19 protein-coding genes are annotated in these 18,945 nt (G+C 57.1%); 14 read left to right on the forward strand and 5 right to left on the reverse strand.

The features are described from left to right. Window positions 1-101 precede the first annotated feature (101 nt). A complete protein-coding gene (locus CHB79_RS01265) occupies window positions 102-1,469 on the forward strand; it encodes a multicopper oxidase family protein (RefSeq protein WP_010484646.1) in 1,368 nt (455 codons plus the stop codon). After that, a complete protein-coding gene (gene tadA / locus CHB79_RS01270) occupies window positions 1,469-1,957 on the forward strand; it encodes a tRNA adenosine(34) deaminase TadA (protein WP_089358642.1) in 489 nt (162 codons plus the stop codon). The genes CHB79_RS01265 and tadA overlap by 1 nt, the downstream gene beginning before the upstream one ends. 15 nt (window positions 1,958-1,972) lie before the next feature. Here tadA and mltF read toward each other — a convergent pair whose 3' ends face one another. Continuing rightward, on the reverse strand, window positions 1,973-3,442 hold the full coding sequence (mltF, locus tag CHB79_RS01275) for a membrane-bound lytic murein transglycosylase MltF (protein ID WP_010484650.1): 1,470 nt from the start codon (window positions 3,440-3,442) through the stop codon (window positions 1,973-1,975). Window positions 3,443-3,609: 167 nt separating this feature from the next. On the opposite strand from mltF, the gene purL reads away from it, so the two are divergent. Together purL and CHB79_RS01285 are read left to right on the forward strand one after the other, a co-directional pair. Continuing rightward, a complete protein-coding gene (gene purL, locus CHB79_RS01280) occupies window positions 3,610-7,506 on the forward strand; it encodes a phosphoribosylformylglycinamidine synthase (protein ID WP_089358643.1) in 3,897 nt (1,298 codons plus the stop codon). Window positions 7,507-7,853: 347 nt separating this feature from the next. After that, a complete protein-coding gene (locus tag CHB79_RS01285; RefSeq protein WP_010484655.1) occupies window positions 7,854-8,171 on the forward strand; it encodes a YqfO family protein in 318 nt (105 codons plus the stop codon). A gap of 38 nt (window positions 8,172-8,209) precedes the next feature. Here CHB79_RS01285 and CHB79_RS01290 read toward each other — a convergent pair whose 3' ends face one another. Further along, the gene (locus CHB79_RS01290; RefSeq protein ID WP_010484657.1) at window positions 8,210-8,731 is read right to left on the reverse strand and encodes a L,D-transpeptidase family protein; all 522 of its coding nucleotides are present in this window, start codon (window positions 8,729-8,731) and stop codon (window positions 8,210-8,212) included. Between the two features lie 19 nt (window positions 8,732-8,750). Then, window positions 8,751-9,311 carry an NUDIX hydrolase gene (locus CHB79_RS01295; protein WP_089358644.1) on the reverse strand — a complete coding sequence of 187 codons (561 nt, stop codon included), beginning with the start codon at window positions 9,309-9,311 and terminating at the stop codon, window positions 8,751-8,753. 414 nt (window positions 9,312-9,725) lie between these two features. On the opposite strand from CHB79_RS01295, the gene CHB79_RS01300 reads away from it, so the two are divergent. From CHB79_RS01300 to CHB79_RS01320, 5 genes are all read left to right on the forward strand, one after another. Beyond that, a complete protein-coding gene (locus CHB79_RS01300) occupies window positions 9,726-10,331 on the forward strand; it encodes a CoA pyrophosphatase (RefSeq protein ID WP_010484661.1) in 606 nt (201 codons plus the stop codon). 8 nt (window positions 10,332-10,339) lie between these two features. Then, window positions 10,340-10,864 carry a gamma carbonic anhydrase family protein gene (locus CHB79_RS01305; RefSeq protein ID WP_089358645.1) on the forward strand — a complete coding sequence of 175 codons (525 nt, stop codon included), beginning with the start codon at window positions 10,340-10,342 and terminating at the stop codon, window positions 10,862-10,864. Next, window positions 10,864-11,052, forward strand: a complete 189-nt coding sequence (locus CHB79_RS01310) for a DUF1289 domain-containing protein (protein ID WP_089358646.1) — start codon at window positions 10,864-10,866, stop codon at window positions 11,050-11,052. Before CHB79_RS01305 ends, CHB79_RS01310 begins: the two co-directional genes overlap by 1 nt. A gap of 93 nt (window positions 11,053-11,145) precedes the next feature. After that, the gene (gene purT / locus CHB79_RS01315; RefSeq protein WP_089358647.1) at window positions 11,146-12,327 is read left to right on the forward strand and encodes a formate-dependent phosphoribosylglycinamide formyltransferase; all 1,182 of its coding nucleotides are present in this window, start codon (window positions 11,146-11,148) and stop codon (window positions 12,325-12,327) included. Then, complete coding sequence (locus CHB79_RS01320) at window positions 12,324-13,043, forward strand: SGNH/GDSL hydrolase family protein (protein ID WP_089358648.1); 720 nt, start codon at window positions 12,324-12,326, stop codon at window positions 13,041-13,043. Before purT ends, CHB79_RS01320 begins: the two co-directional genes overlap by 4 nt. On the opposite strand, the gene CHB79_RS01325 is transcribed toward CHB79_RS01320, so the two are convergent. Continuing rightward, window positions 13,033-14,319, reverse strand: coding sequence for an HlyC/CorC family transporter (locus CHB79_RS01325; protein ID WP_089358649.1), 1,287 nt, complete (start codon window positions 14,317-14,319; stop codon window positions 13,033-13,035). The two genes, CHB79_RS01320 and CHB79_RS01325, sit on opposite strands and share 11 nt — an antisense overlap. Window positions 14,320-14,334: 15 nt before the next feature. Further along, window positions 14,335-15,135, reverse strand: coding sequence for a cytochrome C assembly family protein (locus tag CHB79_RS01330; protein ID WP_010484674.1), 801 nt, complete (start codon window positions 15,133-15,135; stop codon window positions 14,335-14,337). Between the two features lie 157 nt (window positions 15,136-15,292). Between CHB79_RS01330 and ffh the strand changes: the two genes are divergently transcribed. The 5 genes from ffh to rplS all read left to right on the forward strand — a co-directional run bounded on the left by ffh (window position 15,293) and on the right by rplS (window position 18,845). Next, window positions 15,293-16,672 (forward strand): signal recognition particle protein, encoded by a 1,380-nt coding sequence (gene ffh, locus CHB79_RS01335; protein ID WP_010484677.1) that lies wholly within the window; start codon window positions 15,293-15,295, stop codon window positions 16,670-16,672. 227 nt (window positions 16,673-16,899) lie between these two features. Continuing rightward, window positions 16,900-17,151, forward strand: a complete 252-nt coding sequence (gene rpsP / locus CHB79_RS01340; protein ID WP_010484678.1) for a 30S ribosomal protein S16 — start codon at window positions 16,900-16,902, stop codon at window positions 17,149-17,151. 6 nt (window positions 17,152-17,157) lie between these two features. Next, a complete protein-coding gene (gene rimM / locus CHB79_RS01345; protein WP_010484680.1) occupies window positions 17,158-17,694 on the forward strand; it encodes a ribosome maturation factor RimM in 537 nt (178 codons plus the stop codon). Between the two features lie 5 nt (window positions 17,695-17,699). After that, window positions 17,700-18,452: a tRNA (guanosine(37)-N1)-methyltransferase TrmD gene (gene trmD, locus CHB79_RS01350; RefSeq protein WP_089358650.1), complete on the forward strand. Its 753-nt coding sequence runs from the start codon at window positions 17,700-17,702 to the stop codon at window positions 18,450-18,452. Between the two features lie 42 nt (window positions 18,453-18,494). Further along, the gene (gene rplS / locus CHB79_RS01355) at window positions 18,495-18,845 is read left to right on the forward strand and encodes a 50S ribosomal protein L19 (protein ID WP_010484685.1); all 351 of its coding nucleotides are present in this window, start codon (window positions 18,495-18,497) and stop codon (window positions 18,843-18,845) included. The last annotated feature ends 100 nt before the right edge of the window (window positions 18,846-18,945 follow it).

Raw genomic sequence — 18,945 nt, forward strand, 5'->3', positions numbered from 1 at the left:
TTTGCCACAGCCGTTAAGGTAACCGCCGTTCTCCACAGAGAGAACGCTGTTCACCGCCGCCTGATGGGCTCGAGTTGATTGGCTATAAGGAGCCCGTTTGTATGTCGTTTACGCGTAGGCAAGTGCTCGCAGGTCTTGCGGGCTTGAGTGTTGTTGGCATTGGTGCCGGTGGCGCTCGTTATTGGCTGGGTCGTCCGTTTGACCAGAAAACCCATGACTACGAATTAATCGCCGCACCCGTTGATTTAGAGCTGGTGCCGGGGCACAAGACCACCGCCTGGGGTTACGGCGGCATGGCGCCAGGCGTGGAAATCCGCTGTCGTCAGGGCGATCTGCTGCGCGTGCGCTTTATCAATAAACTGCCTGAGCAGACCACCATTCACTGGCACGGCATCCGTTTGCCGCTGGACATGGATGGTGTGCCTTATGTCTCGCAGATGCCGGTGTTGCCGGGCGAGTATTTCGATTACCACTTCGTTCCGCCTGATGCCGGCAGCTACTGGTATCACCCACATCTTTTCAGCTCCGAGCAGATGGGGCAGGGGCTTGTTGGTCCGCTAATCATTGAAGAGCGCGAACCGAGCGAGTTCAAGCACGAGCGCACCTTGAGCATAAAAAACTGGCACGTTGATGAGCAAGGCCAATACACGCCGTTCAGTGTGCCGCGCCAGGCTGCCCGTGAAGGCACGCGAGGACGCCTGTCGACCATCAATGCCGTGCATGTGCCGACGCTGGAGCTGCCAGCCGGGCAAGTGGTGAGATTGCGGCTGATCAATCTCGACAATACGGTGACTTATCGTTTGAACCTGCCCAATGCCGAGTCGCGCATTTACGCCATCGATGGCAACCCGATTGAGCCGCGTGAGCTTGGCAAGGAGTATTGGCTTGGCGCTGGCATGCGCCTTGACCTGGCGCTGCGCGTGCCCGAGGCTGGTACTGAACTGTCGCTGCGTGATGGCTCCGTGCGCCTGGCAACGATCAAGAGCCTGGCATCAACCGAGCCGGTGGCTGAGTGGCCTGCGCCATTGCCCGCTAATCCGGTTGCAGAGCCCGACCTGGCCAAAGCCGAGACAATCAAGTTCAACTTCGAGTGGGCGGCGTCGCTGGCAGATCCGAATCAAGCAGGTCCGGCAAAGTATTGGCAAATTAACGGTCAGGCCTGGGATATCAACGATAAAACCTGCGCCGACCGGCCAATTGCTACGCTTAAATTGAATAATCACTATATTTTCGAGTTGCGCAATATGGCGCAGTATCTGCACCCGATCCACTTGCATGGCATGACGTTCAAGGTCATCAGTTCGAATCGGAAAAAGATCATTCCCTATTTCACTGACACCTATCTGTTGGGCAAGAACGAGACCGCTAAAATTGCCCTTGTCGCTGATAATCCAGGGGTATGGATGTTCCATTGCCATGTGATTGATCATATGGAAACCGGCCTTATGGCCGCCATTGCGGTGGTTTGATGCGGCAACCGAGAATTATTGATCGCAGTCAGGATCAGCACTTTATGCAGGAGGCGCTGTTGTTGGCCGGGCAGGGCGCAGCGCTGGGCGAGGTGCCGGTGGGCGCGGTGCTGGTGCAGGATGGCAAGATTATCGGCCGTGGTTTCAATTGTCCGATTTCAACCCATGACCCAAGCGCTCATGCCGAGATGGTGGCGATTCGCGATGCCGCCCGGCAGTTGGCGAACTACCGCCTGCCGGGCAGCACGCTGTATGTCACCCTGGAACCCTGCAGCATGTGTGCGGGGTTGATCGTGCATTCGCGCATTGAGCGTGTGGTGTTTGGTGCGACAGAACCCAAGGCTGGCGTGGCCCAGAGCCGTGGGGAGTTTTTCAGTCAGGCGTTCCTCAATCACAGGGTCCTGATCGAAGGTGGGGTGCTGGCTCTGGAGTGCAGTGAAATGCTGAGCGCGTTTTTCAAGGCGCGCCGCGCCAATGCTGCGCGCTAGGCAGCCGTTGCCGGGCTAGAGCGGAGGCGATTCGGCTTCTATTGTTTCTTTGCTTACGCCGGGCAGGTGCATGCCGCTCTCGACGACCTGGTTGCTCTCGAGCTGTGGCTGGGTTACCCAGGTGAGAATGTCGTAGTAGCGGCGGATGTTACGTACAAAATGCACAGGCTCGCCGCCGCGCGCATAACCGTAGCGCGTTTTGCTGTACCACTTCTTTTGCGCAAGCCGCGGCAGGATTGACTGCACGTCCAGCCACTTGTTCGGATCGAGCCCTTCGGCTTCGGTGAGTTTGCGGGCATCCTCCAGGTGGCCGCCGCCCACGTTATAGGCGGCGAGGGCGAACCAGGTCCGGTCTGGCTCTGGAATGCTTTCTGGCAGTAGCTCTTTAACGTGAATAATGTACTTGGCACCGCCATCAATGCTTTGCTTGGGGTCCAGGCGATTGGAAACGCCCATTGCCTGAGCTGTGCGCAGGGTGAGCATCATAAGCCCGCGAACCCCTGTTTTAGAGGTGGCGGTGGGTTGCCAAAGTGATTCCTGGTAACCCATGGCAGCGAGTAATCGCCAGTCCATATTGTTGTCGCGCCCAGCCTGGCGGAAAAATTGCTCATAACGTGGCAAGCGCTTTTGCAGGTGCTGGGCAAAGGTGTACGCGCCGACATAACCCAGTACATCAACGTGGCCGTAGTAACGATCGGTCAAGCGCTTGAGGCTGCCGTTTTCCTTGGCGCGGGCAATGAAGGTGTTGACCTCGTCGAGGAGGCTGTGGTCTTCGCCCGGCTTTACTGCCCAGGCGAGATTGAGCGAGTCGCCCAGGTCGAAGGCCACGCGTACATTGGGGAAATAGACCTGGTTCATTGCCAGCTCGTTGGAGTCGACCAGCGTCAGGTCGATCTGGCCTTCATCGACCATGCGCAGCAAGTCGACGATTTCCACGTCGGAAGATTCTTCGTACTCAAGGGTTGGCATTTGCACTTTGAGTTCAGCCAGTTGCTCGGCATGGCTGCTGCCCTTGAGCACTACGATACGTTTGCCGAGTAAATCCTCGGGGCGGGTAGGGCGACGCTCGCCTTGGCGATAAATAACTTGCGGGGTGACTTCGAGATAAGGCTTGGAAAACAGCGCTTGTTGCTTGCGGCCGGGGCTATCGACCAGACCAGCGGCAGCCAAAACCGGACCGTCTGCGCTGTTTAAACGGTTAAACAGATCATCCAAATTGTCGGCTGTTTCAATTTTCAGCTCGACTTTAAGGTCGGCGGCAAAACGTTTGACCAGCTCATATTCAAAGCCTGTCTCGCCGTTGCGATCCTGGAAATAGGTGGCCGGGCTGTTCCTGGTGATCACGCGCAGTACTCCCTCCGCCTGCACTTGCTCAAGGGTTGTGGGTACTTTTTCTTCGGCCCCACAGCCATTCAGCAGCAGAAGGATTCCGATCGCTGACAGCCATTTGGCGTAGCGCGTGCGGATCGCAGATTGGGAATACATCGATGCAGTATACGCAAAGGATTCGCCTTGCAATATCTCGACAGGCGACTGCTTCTCTGCTAGCAAGCAGGCTGTCGTTTTGGCGTAGGCAAACGGGTGATGTGTTCGGCGCTTTAGGCTAGAATGCACGGCCTCAAAGCACACCCCCTTCCCAGAGGCTGTCATCGATGTTGATCTTGCGCGGCGCCCCCGCTCTTTCTGCTTTTCGTCACGGCAAGTTGCTTGAGCAACTTACCCGCAAAATACCGGCTGTTACTGGGCTGTACGCCGAATTTGCACACTTCGCCGATGTTGTCGGTGTCCTGACCGCTGACGAAGAGCAAGTCTTGGCTCGTTTGCTCAAATACGGGCCAAGTGTAGAAGTGCAGGAGCCAAGCGGTCGCTTGTTTCTGACGATTCCACGTTTTGGCACTATTTCGCCCTGGTCGAGCAAGGCCAGCGATATCGCCCGCAACTGTGGCCTGGCGAAAATTCATCGCGTTGAGCGCGGCATTGCCTACTACGTGACTGGCGAGCTTGATGCCGCCGCGCGCGAGCAGGTTGCAGTGCTGCTGCATGACCGCATGACCCAGGTGGTCCTGGAAAACATGGAAGACGCCGCGGCGCTGTTCAGCCACGCGACGCCCAAGCCACTGACCGTGGTCGATGTGCTCGGTGGCGGCCGGGCTGCGCTGGAAAAAGCCAACGTCGAGCTGGGCCTGGCACTGGCTGAAGATGAAATCGATTACCTGGTCAGCAGTTTCGGTACTTTGGGCCGCAACCCGCATGACATCGAACTGATGATGTTCGCCCAGGCCAACTCCGAGCATTGCCGTCACAAGATCTTCAATGCGAGCTGGGATATCGATGGCCAGGCGCAGGAAAAATCGCTGTTTGGCATGATCAAAAATACCTACCAGATGCACAGCGAAGGCGTTCTGTCGGCCTATAAAGACAACGCTGCGGTGATCGTGGGCAGTACGGCCGGCCGTTTCTTCCCGAATGCACAAACCCGTGAATACGGCGCCGTCAAAGAGCCTGTGCACATCCTGATGAAGGTCGAGACCCACAACCACCCAACCGCGATTGCGCCTTTCCCGGGTGCATCGACCGGCTCGGGCGGTGAGATTCGCGACGAAGGCGCAACCGGTCGTGGCGCCAAGCCAAAGGCGGGCCTGACAGGCTTTACCGTATCCAACCTGCAGATCCCTGGCTTCGAACAGCCTTGGGAAGTGCCTTACGGCAAACCTGAGCGCATTGTCACTGCGCTGGATATCATGCTCGAAGGCCCCTTGGGTGGCGCGGCGTTCAACAATGAATTCGGTCGTCCGGCACTGACCGGTTATTTCCGTACTTTCGAACAGTCGATCAGCACACCGCACGGCGACGAAGTCCGGGGTTACCACAAGCCGATCATGCTGGCAGGCGGCATGGGCAACATCCGCGAAGACCACGTACAGAAAGCCGAAATCACGGTTGGCTCCAAGCTGATCGTGCTCGGCGGCCCGGCCATGTTGATTGGCTTGGGCGGTGGCGCTGCTTCGTCCATGGCCACCGGTGCCAGCTCGGCTGATCTTGACTTTGCTTCGGTTCAGCGTGAAAACCCGGAAATGGAGCGTCGTTGCCAAGAGGTTATCGACCGCTGCTGGCAGTTGGGCGAAGACAACCCAATCAGCTTTATCCATGACGTTGGCGCGGGCGGCTTGTCCAATGCATTCCCGGAACTGGTTAACGATGGCGAGCGTGGTGGTCGTTTTGACCTGCGTGCGGTGCCTAACGATGAACCGGGCATGGCGCCACTGGAAATCTGGTGTAACGAATCCCAGGAACGCTACGTGCTGGCGGTCGATGCCGCTAACTTTGAGCGTTTCAAAGCGATTTGCGAGCGTGAGCGCTGCCCGTTCGCAGTGGTCGGCGAGGCCACTGAGGAACGGCACCTGACCGTTGCCGACAGCCATTTCGGCAACAACGCAGTCGATATGCCTCTCAACGTGCTGCTTGGCAAGGCGCCGCGCATGCACCGCAGTGCAGACCGCGAAGCCGAGCTGGGCGATGATTTTGACCCGGCTGCGGTTGATATCAGTGAAGCGGTAAGCCGCGTCCTGCATCACCCGGCCGTGGCCAGCAAGAATTTCTTGATCACCATTGGCGACCGTACCATCACCGGCATGGTGACGCGTGACCAAATGGTTGGCCCCTGGCAGGTTCCGGTTGCCGATTGCGCCGTGACCGCAGCCAGCTTCGACACCTACAACGGCGAAGCCATGGCCATGGGTGAGCGCACGCCATTGGCTTTGCTCGACGCACCGGCCTCCGGGCGTATGGCCATTGGCGAAACACTGACCAACATGGCGGGTGCCTGCATCGCCAAGCTGTCCGACATCAAGCTGTCGGCCAACTGGATGGCCGCTGCCGGGCATCCGGGTGAAGATGCTCGCCTTTACGACACGGTAAAAGCGGTCGGCATGGAGCTGTGCCCTGAGTTGGGGATCACCATTCCGGTGGGTAAGGACTCGATGTCGATGAAGACCCGTTGGCAGGATGGTGACGACGACAAGAGCGTGACCTCGCCAATGTCCTTGATCGTCACTGGCTTCGCTCCGGTTACCGATATTCGTCGCACGCTGACCCCTGAACTGCGCATGGACAAAGGCGAGACCGATCTGATCCTGATCGATCTCGGCCGTGGCCAGAACCGCATGGGGGCCTCGATCCTGGCACAGGTCTACGGCAAGCTGGGCAAGCAGGCCCCGGATGTCGATGACGCAGAAGACCTCAAGGCATTCTTTGCCGTTATCCAGGGGCTCAATGCTGACGGTCGACTGCTGGCTTATCACGACCGTTCCGATGGTGGCCTGTTGGCGACCGTGGTGGAGATGGCCTTTGCTGGGCACTGCGGGCTCAACCTGCAACTCGACACCCTGGCACTGAACCATGCCGAATTGGCCGGTGTGCTGTTCAACGAAGAACTGGGTGCGGTTATCCAGGTCCATCAGGACTTCACCGCGGAAGTGCTCGCCCAGTTCTCGGCGGCAGGTCTTGATGACTGTGTTGCTGTGATCGGCAAGCCGGTCAACAACGGCCACATCGAAATCAGCTACAAGGATGTCGCGGTATTCTCGGCAGAACGCCGGATTCTGCAGCGTCAGTGGTCCGAGACCAGCTATCAGATTCAGCGTCTGCGTGATAACGCCGAATGTGCCGACCAGGAATTCGATGCCCTGCTCGAAGAAGACAACCCAGGCCTGAGCGTCAAGCTGGGTTTTGATGTCAACGAAGACATCGCCGCGCCTTTTATCAAGAAAGGTCTGCGCCCGCAGATCGCTGTACTGCGTGAGCAAGGCGTCAACGGCCAGGTTGAAATGGCGGCTGCGTTCGACCGTGCCGGCTTCAGCGCTGTCGATGTGCATATGAGCGATATTCTCGCGGGGCGCGTTGACCTGGACAGCTTCAAGGGCCTGGTGGCTTGTGGCGGCTTCTCCTATGGTGACGTGCTTGGGGCTGGCGAAGGCTGGGCCAAGTCAATCCTGTTCAACAACCGGGCGCGTGATGCGTTCAGCGCGTTTTTCGAGCGTAAAGACAGCTTTTCGCTGGGCGTGTGTAACGGTTGCCAGATGCTCTCCAACCTGCATGAGCTGATTCCAGGTAGCGAGTTCTGGCCGCACTTCGTGCGCAACCGTTCCGAGCAGTTCGAGGCTCGCGTGGCGATGGTCCAGGTGCAGGAGTCCGAGTCGATCTTCCTGCGTGGCATGGCCGGTTCGCGCATGCCAATCGCCATTGCCCATGGTGAAGGTCACGCCGAGTTCGCGAGTGAGGAAGCCTTGCTTGAGGCCGATTTGTCGGGTTGCGTTGCAATGCGGTTTGTCGACAACCACGGCAAGATCACCGAAACCTATCCCGCCAACCCCAACGGTTCGCCGCGTGGCATTACTGGCCTGACCAGCCGTGACGGCCGCGTGACCATCATGATGCCGCACCCTGAGCGGGTCTTCCGCGCCGTGCAGAACTCCTGGTGTCCGGATGAGTGGAATGAAGACGGTGCCTGGTTGCGCATGTTCCGCAATGCCCGTGTGTGGGTCGATTAACGACCTCTTGTTCCGTCAGGCTGATGGTTAGCCTGGCGAATCATTAACAGCGCCTCGCCAGGCTTGATCTGGTGAGGCGTTGTTGTATTGGCGCGCTGGATTTTCACCCAGGCATCTGGACTGTGCTTGCCCGCTATGTTTTGTGCCCCTCGGCAGTTGCTCACGGTGGGTGTCTGGCCAATTGTGATGGCGGTCATGTTTCGTTGGCTCGAGCGCAGGCACCGGTGTCGCCGCTGAACGTTTTCCAGGGATTCAGGTCTTTAGATTAAGGATTATTTGAACTGCGGTTAGATACGTTGATGGCAAAATGGCATTATTGCCTGACTGCCTGTATAGCGGAGATCTTAATGTACAAATTGTGCTTTTACGTGCCTGAAAGTCACCTTGAAACCGTTAAAGCTGCAATTTTTGCCGCAGGGGCCGGGCATATAGGTAACTATGACCATTGTTGCTGGCAGGTGCCGGGGCAAGGTCAGTTTCGACCGCTGCCAGGCAGCCGGCCCTATCTGGGAAATGAAGGCGTTGTCGAGCGGATGGCGGAATGGAAGGTCGAGGTGGTGGTGGCCGATGAACTAATCCATGACAGCGTCAAGGCCTTGAAAACCAGTCACCCTTACGAAACCCCTGCTTATCAAGTTTGGCGACTTTCTGATCTGCAGTTCTGAGTTAGACATCGGGTGCAATAGCCTGCCAAGCGCGCAAGTCAGGGGCGTATTTCGATCAGCGTGCCGTCCTTGACCAGTGACCAGATTTCACGCATGTCGGTGTTTTTCATGGCGATGCAGCCGTTGGTCCAGTCCAGCGTGCTGAAATACCACTCAGGATACTCTTCGTCGATCGGGGTGCCATGAATCATGATCATGCCGCCAGCCGATAGCCCTTTGCTGCGCGCAAAGGCCTGGTCGCGGGCGTTGGGGTAGGAGATGTGCATCGACAGCTGGTAGTTGTCACTGGTTTTGCGCCAGTCAATCCAGTAAATCCCTTCTGGCGTGCGTTGGTCACCTTCAAACTGCTTGTGGCCTTGGGGCTTTTTACCCAAAGACACGCGGTAGCTTTTGAATGGCTGGCCTTTGCTGATGAGTTGCAGCTTGCGTTCGGACTTGAGGATCAACACCTTGTCGATGCGCTGAGTCGCGTGGCTTTTTTGTTGAGGTGGTGGCGCGAGCGTGTTTGCACCCGCGTTTGCAACAAAGGAAAAGCAGATTAAAACCAGCAACCAGCGCATCAGAACGATATCCATATGATCAAAAAGCTACTTTTTTATAGTGCGCACGCAAGGCCTCTAGGGACTCATTGCGGACCGGGAATTGAGCCGTCAGGCGGTCGGCAAAGTAGCATTCTAAAGTACGCCCGATTGTCGGGAAAGCCAGCTCGGACCAAGGGATGTCGGCCTCACTGAATAGTGCGACTTCCAGGCTTTCGGCGCCTACTGCAAAGTCGAGGTCGGTTAGCTCTGCACGGAAGAATACATGCACCTGGTTGATATGCGGTAGATCAATCAGGTTATACAGCATTAGGTCATGTACGCGAGCGCAGGCTTCTTCTGCTGTCTCGCGGGCGGCGGCTTGCTCGATGGTCTCGCCATTTTCCATGAAACCGGCAGGCAGTGTCCAGAAACCGCGACGCGGTTCGATTGCCCGGCGGCAAAGCAGGATTTGCTGGTTCCAAACCGGAATGCAGCCGGCGACGATGCGCGGGTTCTCATAGTGAATGGTGCTGCAAAGCTCGCAGACAAAGCGTAAACGGCTGTCTCCCTCGGGGATTCTATGGCTAACCGGGTTGCCGCACTGACTGCAGAATTTCATGCCGTTTCCTCGCTACTCATTGCATATCTTGGCTTGATAAGCCTGCTTGAATCAATCTGAGGAGCCTCTGAAAACTACTGGGTTCGATATTACTGCATTAAAAACGGCTCACAGCCTTGAGGCTGAACGCATTCAGGTGCGGTCCCGAAGGGAAGGGCGAAGCGAGTCAAATGCTCACTCAGGCTACTAAGGTCGAGCGGGGGCGCGGTCGATTCTCGCGGTTCTTGACTCGCTGGCGGCCAGCTTTTGGCTGTTGCTCTCGCCGATCGTTGCGCCTTCTCATATGGTCGCTCTCTACCTTCGCCAGTGGTTCCTCTGTGTCCTTAAAACGGCAATATCAGCACTGTATCAAGCTTGGGTGTCGTCGGCTTTCATGCCATTATCCAGATAAGAAAGAGAACACTGAGATTGCCCATGCTCGATGAGCTACTCCAACGTGTACGGTCCCATCAGCCGTTAGTTCTGGAAACCGATAGCAGTTTCCCGGAGGCGGCGGTGCTGGTGCCGATTACCCGCAGTGATGACCCTGAAGTCGTACTGACCCTGCGTGCCAGTGGTTTGTCCACGCACGGTGGCGAGGTTGCCTTTCCTGGCGGTCGTCGTGACCCTGAAGACCAGGATCTTGTGCAAACCGCGCTGCGTGAGGCGGAGGAAGAGATCGCCTTGCCGCCTGGCTTGGTCGAGGTGATCGGTCCGCTCAGTACCTTGGTTTCACGTCACGGCATACAAGTCACGCCGTTCGTGGGGGTGGTGCCCGACTTTGTCGATTACCGGGCCAACGATGGCGAGATTGCCTCGGTGTTCTCGGTGCCGTTGAGGTTTTTTCGTGAAGACCCGCGCGAAACCACACACCGTATCGACTACCTCGGCAAAAGTTGGTATGTGCCGAGCTACCGCTACGACGAATATAAAATATGGGGGCTGACGGCGATCATGCTGGTCGAGTTGATCAATCTGCTGTACGACGAATCGCCGATCGATCTGCACGCGCCGCCAAAACACTTCATTAGCCTTACGTGAGGAATGCCGTGAAATACCGTCTTGGACAATCCGAAGTTGATGCCCATCCTGAAAGCTGGGCCGCGCCGAATGCCACCCTGGTCGGCAAGGTCAAGCTGGAGCAGGGCGCAAGCGTTTGGTTTAACGCCGTGCTGCGCGGTGATAACGAACTGATCCACATTGGCGAACACAGCAACGTGCAGGACGGCAGTGTCATGCACACCGACATGGGGTTTCCGCTCAGCCTCGGTAAGGGAGTGACTGTTGGTCATAACGCCATGCTGCATGGTTGCACTGTGGGTGACTACAGCTTGATCGGGATCAATGCCGTGGTGCTCAATGGTGCCAAGATCGGCAAGTATTGCATCATTGGCGCCAACTCGCTGATTGGCGAGGGCAAGGAAATTCCTGATGGTTCGCTGGTCATGGGCTCGCCAGGCAAGGTTGTGCGCGAGCTGACTGACGGGCAAAAGAAAATGCTTGAGGCCAGTGCTGCGCACTATGTCCACAACGCCCAGCGCTATGCGCGTGATTTGACCGAGCAAGAAGATTAATGAGCGATGAGCGTCCAGTTGCCTCACCCTGCGTGCACGTCTGTGCGTTGGATGAAGAGGACATTTGCATTGGCTGCCAGCGCAATGTTGCTGAAATTACCTGCTGGAGCCGCATGGATAACCAGGAGCGGCGTGAGGTGCTGCAGCGCTGCCATCAGCGCGCGGTGAGCAAAGGCATTATTCTCTAGCGCATACGTCATGCTGGTTTGTGTATCCATTGGCCCTGGCGCAATCTGCGCGGGCTGACTTCCCTTATATTTAAGCTAGCCCAAGGAATTGTTATGTCCTGTATCGGAACCCCGTTATCACCTAGCGCGACACGTGTATTGCTCTGTGGCTCGGGCGAGCTGGGCAAGGAAGTGGTGATCGAGTTGCAGCGCCTCGGAGTTGAGGTGATTGCCGTTGATCGCTATGCCAATGCCCCGGCGATGCAGGTTGCGCACCGCAGTCATGTGGTCAATATGCTTGATGGCGCGCAGCTACGCGCCGTGATCGAGCAGGAAAAGCCGCATTACATCGTGCCCGAGATCGAGGCGATCGCCACTGCGACCCTGGCTGAGCTGGAAAATGAAGGCTACACCGTGATTCCCAGCGCGCGTGCTGCCCAGTTGACCATGAATCGCGAAGGTATTCGCCGTTTGGCCGCCGAAGAGCTTGGCCTGCCAACCTCGCCCTATGAATTCGCTGACTCCTTCGAGGCGTTCGAAGCTGCAGTGGCCAAAATTGGTTTCCCCTGCGTGGTCAAGCCAATCATGAGCTCTTCCGGCAAGGGCCAGTCGGTGCTCAAGGGCGCGGCGGACGTCCTGCCGGCCTGGGATTACGCGCAGGAGGGCGGTCGCGCGGGCAAGGGGCGGGTGATTGTCGAGGGTTTTATCGATTTTGACTACGAGATTGCGCTGCTGACGGTACGTCATATCAATGGCACCACCTTCTGTGCGCCTGTAGGCCATCGCCAGGAGCGTGGAGATTACCAGGAGTCCTGGCAGCCGCAGCCGATGAGTGCCAAGGCCATGGCAGAGGCCGAGCGCATTGCCTTGGCGGTGACGGACTCGCTTGGTGGGCGCGGCCTGTTTGGTGTCGAGTTGTTTGTTAAGGGCGATCAGGTCTGGTTCTGTGAAATCTCGCCACGCCCGCACGACACTGGCATGGTGACCCTGATTTCCCAGGACCTGTCTGAGTTTGCCTTGCACGCGCGGGCCATTCTTGGGCTGCCAATCCCGGTGATTCGCCAGTTTGGTCCTTCGGCCTCGGCTGTCGTGCTGGTCGAGGGTCAATCGGAGCAGGTCAGCTTCGGTAATCTGGGCGCTGCGCTGGCAGAGCCTGACACCATGCTGCGCCTGTTCGGCAAGCCGCAAGTCAATGGCCAGCGACGCATGGGTGTCGCCCTGGCGCGTGATGAATCGCTGGAATTGGCGCGGGCCAAGGCAATGCGTGCGGCCGAGGCGGTTGAAGTCGAGCTGTGAACATCCAGGGTTGGCGCTGGTGGTTGCTTGTCGGGCTGTTGTCGCCGCTGCTGTTGCCACTGGCGATCCATACGCGGCGGACTGCGCTGCGTCTTGCGCCTGCTGCCGGACCGGTCCGAGGGCTGGCCCGGCCCCAGTATGCGGGCCAGCCCTTGCGCTTGTTGATGCTCGGTGAGTCGACTGTGGTCGGCGTCGGTGTAAGCTGCCTGCAACAAGGGCTGGTCGGGCAACTGGCCGAAGAATTGGCTGTTCGTCATCGGCGGCCGGTTGCATGGTGGGCGCTGGGCGAGAACGGCATTACCGCCGAACAGGCGTGCCAGCGCTTGCTGCCGCAAGTGGAGGTCGACGGCCTTGACTGGGTCGTGCTGGTGTTTGGGGTTAATGATTGCACGCATCTGACCGGGCTGCGGCGCTGGCGCTCTGCGTTGTGCAGCTTGGCGGCGGGTTTGCAGGCGAGGAGCGGATCGTTGGTGCTGACGGGCGTGCCGCCGTTGCAGCACTTCAGTGCGCTGCCGTGGCTGATGCGCTGGCTGCTGGGCGCCCGGGCGCAGCAGCTGGATGCACAGTTGCAGCAGGTCGCGGCTGGATGTGGCGCTCAATATGTGCCCCTGAGGCCGAGGCTGGCTGCCGGGTACCTGGCGCTTGATGGCTATCACCCATCAAGCATGGGTTATCGGGATTGGGCCCAGGCTCTAGCGGACGCTATCAGTCGTTAGCATCGTTGTCCGTATCGCCGCTATCTGCTTGCCAGACCTTCACGCTTTTAACGCGGTTGTCAGAGGATTGCAGAATTTCCAGGTGATAGTTGCCAATCTTCAGGCACACCGGGCTGTCAGGGATGCTTTCAAGAACCTCGGTAATCAAGCCATTCAGGGTTTTTGGCCCCTCGCAGGGTAATTCCCATCCCAGCGCTTTGTTGACTTCACGGATGTAGGCCGCACCGTCGATGACCTGGGTACCATCATCTTGCGGGTGGATGTCCGGGTTGCGCAGGGTGTTCTGGTTGCTGAAGTCGCCAACGATTTCTTCAAGGATGTCTTCAAGCGAAACTACGCCGATCACGTCGCCGTACTCATCAACGACGATGCCGATGCGGTGTTTCTGCTTCTGGAAGTTGATCAGCTGGGTCGAGAGTGGCGTGCTTTCGGGCACGAAATACGGCTCCATGCAGGCACCCAGCAGGCTGTCCTTGGTCAGTTGGTTGCTGGTTAGCAGGCGGGCAATCTGACGGATGTGCACCACGCCTTCGATCTGGTTGATATCGTTGCGAAATACCGGCAAACGGGTGTGCGTGGTGCTGACCAGTTGGGTGATGATGACCTCGATATCGTCTTCAAGGTCGATGCCGGTGACTTCATTGCGCGGAATCATGATGTCGTTAACCGTGACCTTTTCCAGGTCAAGAATGCCCAGCAGCATGCTCTGGCGGTTTTTCGGCAGCTCATGGCCTGACTCGCGCACAACGCTGCGCAGTTCTTCTGTGGTCAGGCTGTCACTGCTTTTGCTGGTGGGGTCAACACCAAGCAGCCTGAGGATGCCGTTGCTGATCCAGCCGAGCATGATGACCAGCGGGTAAAACAGCTTGAGCAGGATGCTCAGTGGCATGCTGAACGGATAGGCCACGCGCTCTGGGTGTAGGGCTGCCAGGGTCTTTGGGGTGATTTCGCCGAATATCAGCAGGGCGATTGTCAAACCAATGGTGGCAATGGCGATACCGGCTTCGCCCCACAGCTTGATGGCCAATACGGTGGCAATCGAGGATGCGAGGATATTGACGAAGTTGTTGCCGATCAGGATTGTCCCGAGCAGCCGGTCTGGGCGGCTGAGCAGGGCGCTGACGCGCTTGGCGCCGCGATGACCTTCTTTGGTCAGGTGGCGCAGGCGATAGCGGTTAAGGCTGAGGATGCCGGTTTCGGAGCTGGAAAAGAAGGCTGAACAAGCCAGCAGGAAAATCAGAACGCCAAGCAAAAAGCCGGGGGGCAATGTGTCCACGAGGTGCGGGCCTACCTATATGTGCAGAATAAATTCACGGACCAGCTTGCTGCCAAAGTAGGCGAGCATCAACAGGCAAAAGCCTGCGAGGGTCCAGCGAATTGCCTTGTGTCCACGCCAGCCAAGTTGATGGCGACCCCAGAGGAGTACGGCGAAGACGATCCAGGCGAAGCAAGAAAGGATGGTTTTATGCACTAAATGCTGTGCAAACAAGTCATCGATGAAAAGCGCACCCGACAACAGCGACAGCGAAAGCAAGATCCAGCCAGCCCACAGGAAGCCAAACAGCAAGCTTTCCATGGTTTGTAGCGGCGGGAAGTTCTTGGTCAGGCCCGATGGGTGCTTGTGCTTGAGCTGGTAGTCCTGCATGGACACCAGCAAGGCCTGGAATACCGCAATCGTCAGCATGCCATAGGCAATGATCGACAGCAGGATGTGGGCAATGATGCCGGGTTCTTCGTCGATTGGGTCTATGGTGCCTATGGGCATGAATTGTGCGAGCAGCACGGTTATGCAGCCCAGCGGAAATAAAAACAGCAACAAATTTTCCACCGGAATGCGCAGGCAGGCCAGTAATGTGATGCTGATCACGGCGAATGTAATCAGGCTGGCTGCGTTGAAGAAGTCCAACTGCATGCCAATATCGTGATGCATTTGCACGAAAAGACTGCCGCCATGAAACAACAGCGCGAGCGCGCCGAGCAGGCCAAGCAGGCGTTTGTCAGGGTTGCTGCGCGTGGAAAGGCGCAGGCCTTGGTAGATTGCAGCGCCGCCGTAAAGGCATGCGGCCGCTAAGCTGGGCAGCAATGGGTGCATAAATCCTAGTAGGGAAAGCCCGAAAGGCGCTGAGTTTGGCACATAAAGCATAATTTACGAAAGACTACTGGCGGTGTCAGTGTTGCAAACAGTTGGTTATAATCGCCGGCTAGTTGCAAGCCCAGCCTCGGTTCGGTTGAACCTGAAAGGAACGAGCATGTTCGAAAATCTGACAGACCGCCTCTCGCAATCGCTGCGAAATGTCACTGGCAAAGCCAAGATGACAGAGGAAAATATCCAGGACACCCTGCGTGAAGTGCGTATGGCTTTGCTCGAGGCTGACGTTGCGTTGCCGGTGGTCAAAGAGTTCGTCAACCGGGTTAAGGACCGCGCGGTCGGCACGGAAGTGTCTAAAAGCCTGACCCCGGGCCAAGCCTTTGTGAAGATTGTGCGCGCCGAGCTCGAAGAGCTGATGGGCGCCGCCAACGAAGACCTGGCATTGAATGTGACGCCGCCAGCGGTGGTGTTGATGGCAGGCCTGCAAGGTGCGGGTAAAACCACCACCGTCGGTAAGCTGGCAAAGTTTCTAAAAGAACGTAAGAAGAAAAGCGTACTGGTGGTTTCTGCTGACGTTTATCGCCCTGCGGCGATCAAGCAGCTGGAAACCCTGGCCAATGATATTGGCGTGACCTTCTTCCCCTCGGACATCACGCAAAAGCCCGTGGCGATTGCCCAGGCGGCCATTAGCGAAGCCAAGCTCAAGTACATTGATGTGGTGCTGGTCGATACCGCCGGTCGCTTGGCCGTTGATGCTGAGATGATGGCTGAGATCCAGGCGCTGCACGCAGCGGTCAAGCCTGCCGAAACCCTGTTCGTGGTCGACGCCATGACCGGTCAGGATGCCGCCAACACCGCCAAGGCCTTCGCTGATGCCCTGCCGCTGACTGGGGTAATACTGACCAAGGTCGACGGTGATGCCCGTGGTGGTGCGGCTCTGTCCGTGCGCCAAATTACAGGCAAGCCGATCAAGTTCATTGGCATGGGCGAGAAGAGCGATGCGTTGGAGCCGTTTCACCCGGACCGTATAGCCTCGCGCATCCTTGGTATGGGCGACGTGCTCAGCCTGATCGAGCAGGCTGAACAAACCCTTGATCGCGACAAGGCCGACAAGCTCACCAAGAAGCTGAAAAAGGGCAAGGGCTTCGATCTCGAAGACTTCCGTGACCAGCTACAACAAATGAAAAACATGGGCGGCCTTGGCGGGCTCATGGACAAGCTGCCGCAAATGGGTGGGGTGAATCTCGCTCAGATGGGCAATGCCCAGGGCGCAGCTGAAAAGCAATTCAAGCAGATGGAGGCCATCATCAACTCGATGACCCCAGCTGAGCGTCGCGACCCTGAAGTTATCAGTGGTTCACGCAAGCGTCGTATCGCCATGGGTTCTGGTACCCAGGTTCAAGACATCGGCCGGCTGATAAAACAGCACAAGCAGATGCAGAAAATGATGAAAAAATTCACCGCCAAGGGCGGCATGGCGAAAATGATGCGTGGTATGGGTGGAATGCTGCCAGGTGGCGGCGGGATGCCCAAGATGTAATTCAGTGTCTTGAAATACAGCTGCAGCCCACTCATGCGGGCTGTTCAGGTGTTTTTTCGAGACGGCTTGAATGGCTTGGCAGGCATGCCAAGTCAGGGCCTCGACCGGTGGAGGCAAAAAGTTATTTGCAAAAAACCGGATTATCCTTAGAATATGCGGCCTTTCGGGCCTAGTGCCCGATGCTTGCATTATCAGTTTTGCAGCACCGACTACAGGAACGAAGTTTAATGGTAACCATCCGTCTAGCCCGTGGCGGCTCTAAAAAGCGCCCATTTTACCACCTCACAGTGACCAACAGCCGCAATGCGCGCGATGGTCGTTTCGTTGAGCGTGTTGGTTTCTTCAACCCAGTTGCATCGGGTAACGAAATCAAGCTGTCCGTAAACGAAGAACGCGTTACTTACTGGCTTGGCCAGGGTGCGCAGCCGTCTGAGCGTGTTGCTCAGCTGCTGAAGGAAAATGCTAAGGCTGCAGCCTAAGTATTTATGAGCACAACGCCAGCCCCAGCTGAAGACCTGGTTGTCCTCGGCAAGATCGTATCGGTGCATGGCGTGAAAGGCGACGTGAAGGTGTATTCCTTTACCGATCCAATCGATAACGTGCTCGATTACCCGCGTTGGACGCTCAGGCGTGACAACGAGGTTAAGCAAGTTGAAGTGGCCAGTGGGCGCTTGCAAGGCAAGGTCCTGGTAGCGAAGTTGAAAGGTCTCGATGATCGCGAGGTTGCGCGTACTTACGCCGGCTTTGAGATCTGCGTGCCTCGCAGCGAATTACCGGAACTAACCGATGGCGAGTTCTACTGGTATCAGTTGGAAGGTCTTAAGGTGATTGATCAGGCAGGGCAGTTGCTCGGCAAGATTGACCATCTGTTCGAGACCGGCGCCAACGATGTGATGGTGGTCAAAGCCTGCGCCGACAGCCTTGATGATCGCGAACGCCTGTTGCCCTATACCGAGCAATGCGTGTTGTCGATTGACTTGAGTGCTGGCGAAATGCGGGTTGACTGGGATGCGGACTTCTAAGCGCCATGCCTAGCTTGCGCGTTGAAGTCATTACGTTGTTCCCGGAAATGTTTGCTGCCATCAGCGAATATGGCATTACCAGCCGTGCGGTGAAACAAGAGCTGTTGCAGCTTACTTGTTGGAATCCGCGGAGCTACACCAGCGATCGTCATCACACAGTGGATGATCGACCTTTTGGTGGCGGTCCGGGCATGGTAATGAAGATCAAGCCGCTTGAGGATGCTTTGCTCGATGCCAAGCACGCCGCAGGTGAAAAAGCGAAGGTGATTTATCTTTCGCCGCAAGGTCGCCAGCTGACTCAGTCAGCAGTACGCGAACTGGTAAACGAAGAGGCTTTGATCCTCATCGCAGGTCGCTACGAAGGCATCGATGAGCGCTTTATTGAAGCGCATGTCGATGAAGAATGGTCGATCGGGGATTACGTCTTGTCTGGCGGTGAGCTGCCAGCCATGGTTCTGATTGATGCGGTAACGCGCCTTTTGCCTGGTGCATTAGGTCATGCAGGTTCGGCCGAGGAAGACTCCTTTACGGATGGCTTACTTGACTGCCCGCACTACACCCGCCCGGAGGTGTATGCGGATAAACGTGTTCCACAGGTGCTGCTTGGCGGCAACCATGAACACATCCGGCGCTGGCGTTTGCAGCAGTCCCTTGGTAGGACGCACGAACGACGCGCTGATCTTCTGGATAGCCGCTCGCTTTCTGGGGAAGAGAAGAAGCTGCTGGAGGAATACATCCGCCAGCGGGACGATAGTTAATGTATCGATGACAAGCCAGACCGCTTGTCTTAGGAGCGCAGCATGACCAACAAAATCATTCAGCAGATCGAAGCTGAGCAGATGAGCAAAGAAGTCCCTCCTTTTGCTCCTGGCGACACCATTGTCGTTCAGGTAAAAGTTAAGGAAGGCGACCGTCAGCGTCTGCAGGCTTTCGAAGGCGTCGTAATCGCCAAGCGTAACCGTGGCCTGAACAGTGCTTTCACTGTTCGCAAGATCTCCAACGGTGTAGGTGTTGAACGTACTTTCCAGACCTACAGCCCGCTGGTTGACAGCCTGGCCGTTAAGCGTCGCGGTGACGTTCGTAAAGCCAAGCTTTACTACCTGCGTGACCTGTCTGGTAAGGCAGCACGCATCAAGGAAAAACTGTCGTAAGACGTTTTTCCTTGAAAAAAGGCAGCCTACGGGCTGCCTTTTTCGTTTAAGCATGATCAGTCGGGCATGCGTCGCTTTATTGGTGGATATTCGACTTCGG

The organism is Pseudomonas segetis, assembly GCF_900188155.1.
In the GTDB taxonomy this organism is placed as follows: domain Bacteria; phylum Pseudomonadota; class Gammaproteobacteria; order Pseudomonadales; family Pseudomonadaceae; genus Aquipseudomonas; species Aquipseudomonas segetis.

Coding starts and splice junctions, on each gene's coding strand:
- CHB79_RS01265 (WP_010484646.1), top strand. CDS start 102: ATGTCGTTTACGCGTAGGCAAGTGCTCGCAGGTCTTGCGGGCTTGAGT.
- tadA (WP_089358642.1), top strand. CDS start 1,469: ATGCGGCAACCGAGAATTATTGATCGCAGTCAGGATCAGCACTTTATG.
- mltF (WP_010484650.1), bottom strand. CDS start 3,442: ATGTATTCCCAATCTGCGATCCGCACGCGCTACGCCAAATGGCTGTCA.
- purL (WP_089358643.1), top strand. CDS start 3,610: ATGTTGATCTTGCGCGGCGCCCCCGCTCTTTCTGCTTTTCGTCACGGC.
- CHB79_RS01285 (WP_010484655.1), top strand. CDS start 7,854: ATGTACAAATTGTGCTTTTACGTGCCTGAAAGTCACCTTGAAACCGTT.
- CHB79_RS01290 (WP_010484657.1), bottom strand. CDS start 8,731: ATGCGCTGGTTGCTGGTTTTAATCTGCTTTTCCTTTGTTGCAAACGCG.
- CHB79_RS01295 (WP_089358644.1), bottom strand. CDS start 9,311: ATGAAATTCTGCAGTCAGTGCGGCAACCCGGTTAGCCATAGAATCCCC.
- CHB79_RS01300 (WP_010484661.1), top strand. CDS start 9,726: ATGCTCGATGAGCTACTCCAACGTGTACGGTCCCATCAGCCGTTAGTT.
- CHB79_RS01310 (WP_089358646.1), top strand. CDS start 10,864: ATGAGCGATGAGCGTCCAGTTGCCTCACCCTGCGTGCACGTCTGTGCG.
- purT (WP_089358647.1), top strand. CDS start 11,146: ATGTCCTGTATCGGAACCCCGTTATCACCTAGCGCGACACGTGTATTG.
- CHB79_RS01330 (WP_010484674.1), bottom strand. CDS start 15,135: ATGCACCCATTGCTGCCCAGCTTAGCGGCCGCATGCCTTTACGGCGGC.
- ffh (WP_010484677.1), top strand. CDS start 15,293: ATGTTCGAAAATCTGACAGACCGCCTCTCGCAATCGCTGCGAAATGTC.
- rpsP (WP_010484678.1), top strand. CDS start 16,900: ATGGTAACCATCCGTCTAGCCCGTGGCGGCTCTAAAAAGCGCCCATTT.
- rimM (WP_010484680.1), top strand. CDS start 17,158: ATGAGCACAACGCCAGCCCCAGCTGAAGACCTGGTTGTCCTCGGCAAG.
- trmD (WP_089358650.1), top strand. CDS start 17,700: ATGCCTAGCTTGCGCGTTGAAGTCATTACGTTGTTCCCGGAAATGTTT.
- rplS (WP_010484685.1), top strand. CDS start 18,495: ATGACCAACAAAATCATTCAGCAGATCGAAGCTGAGCAGATGAGCAAA.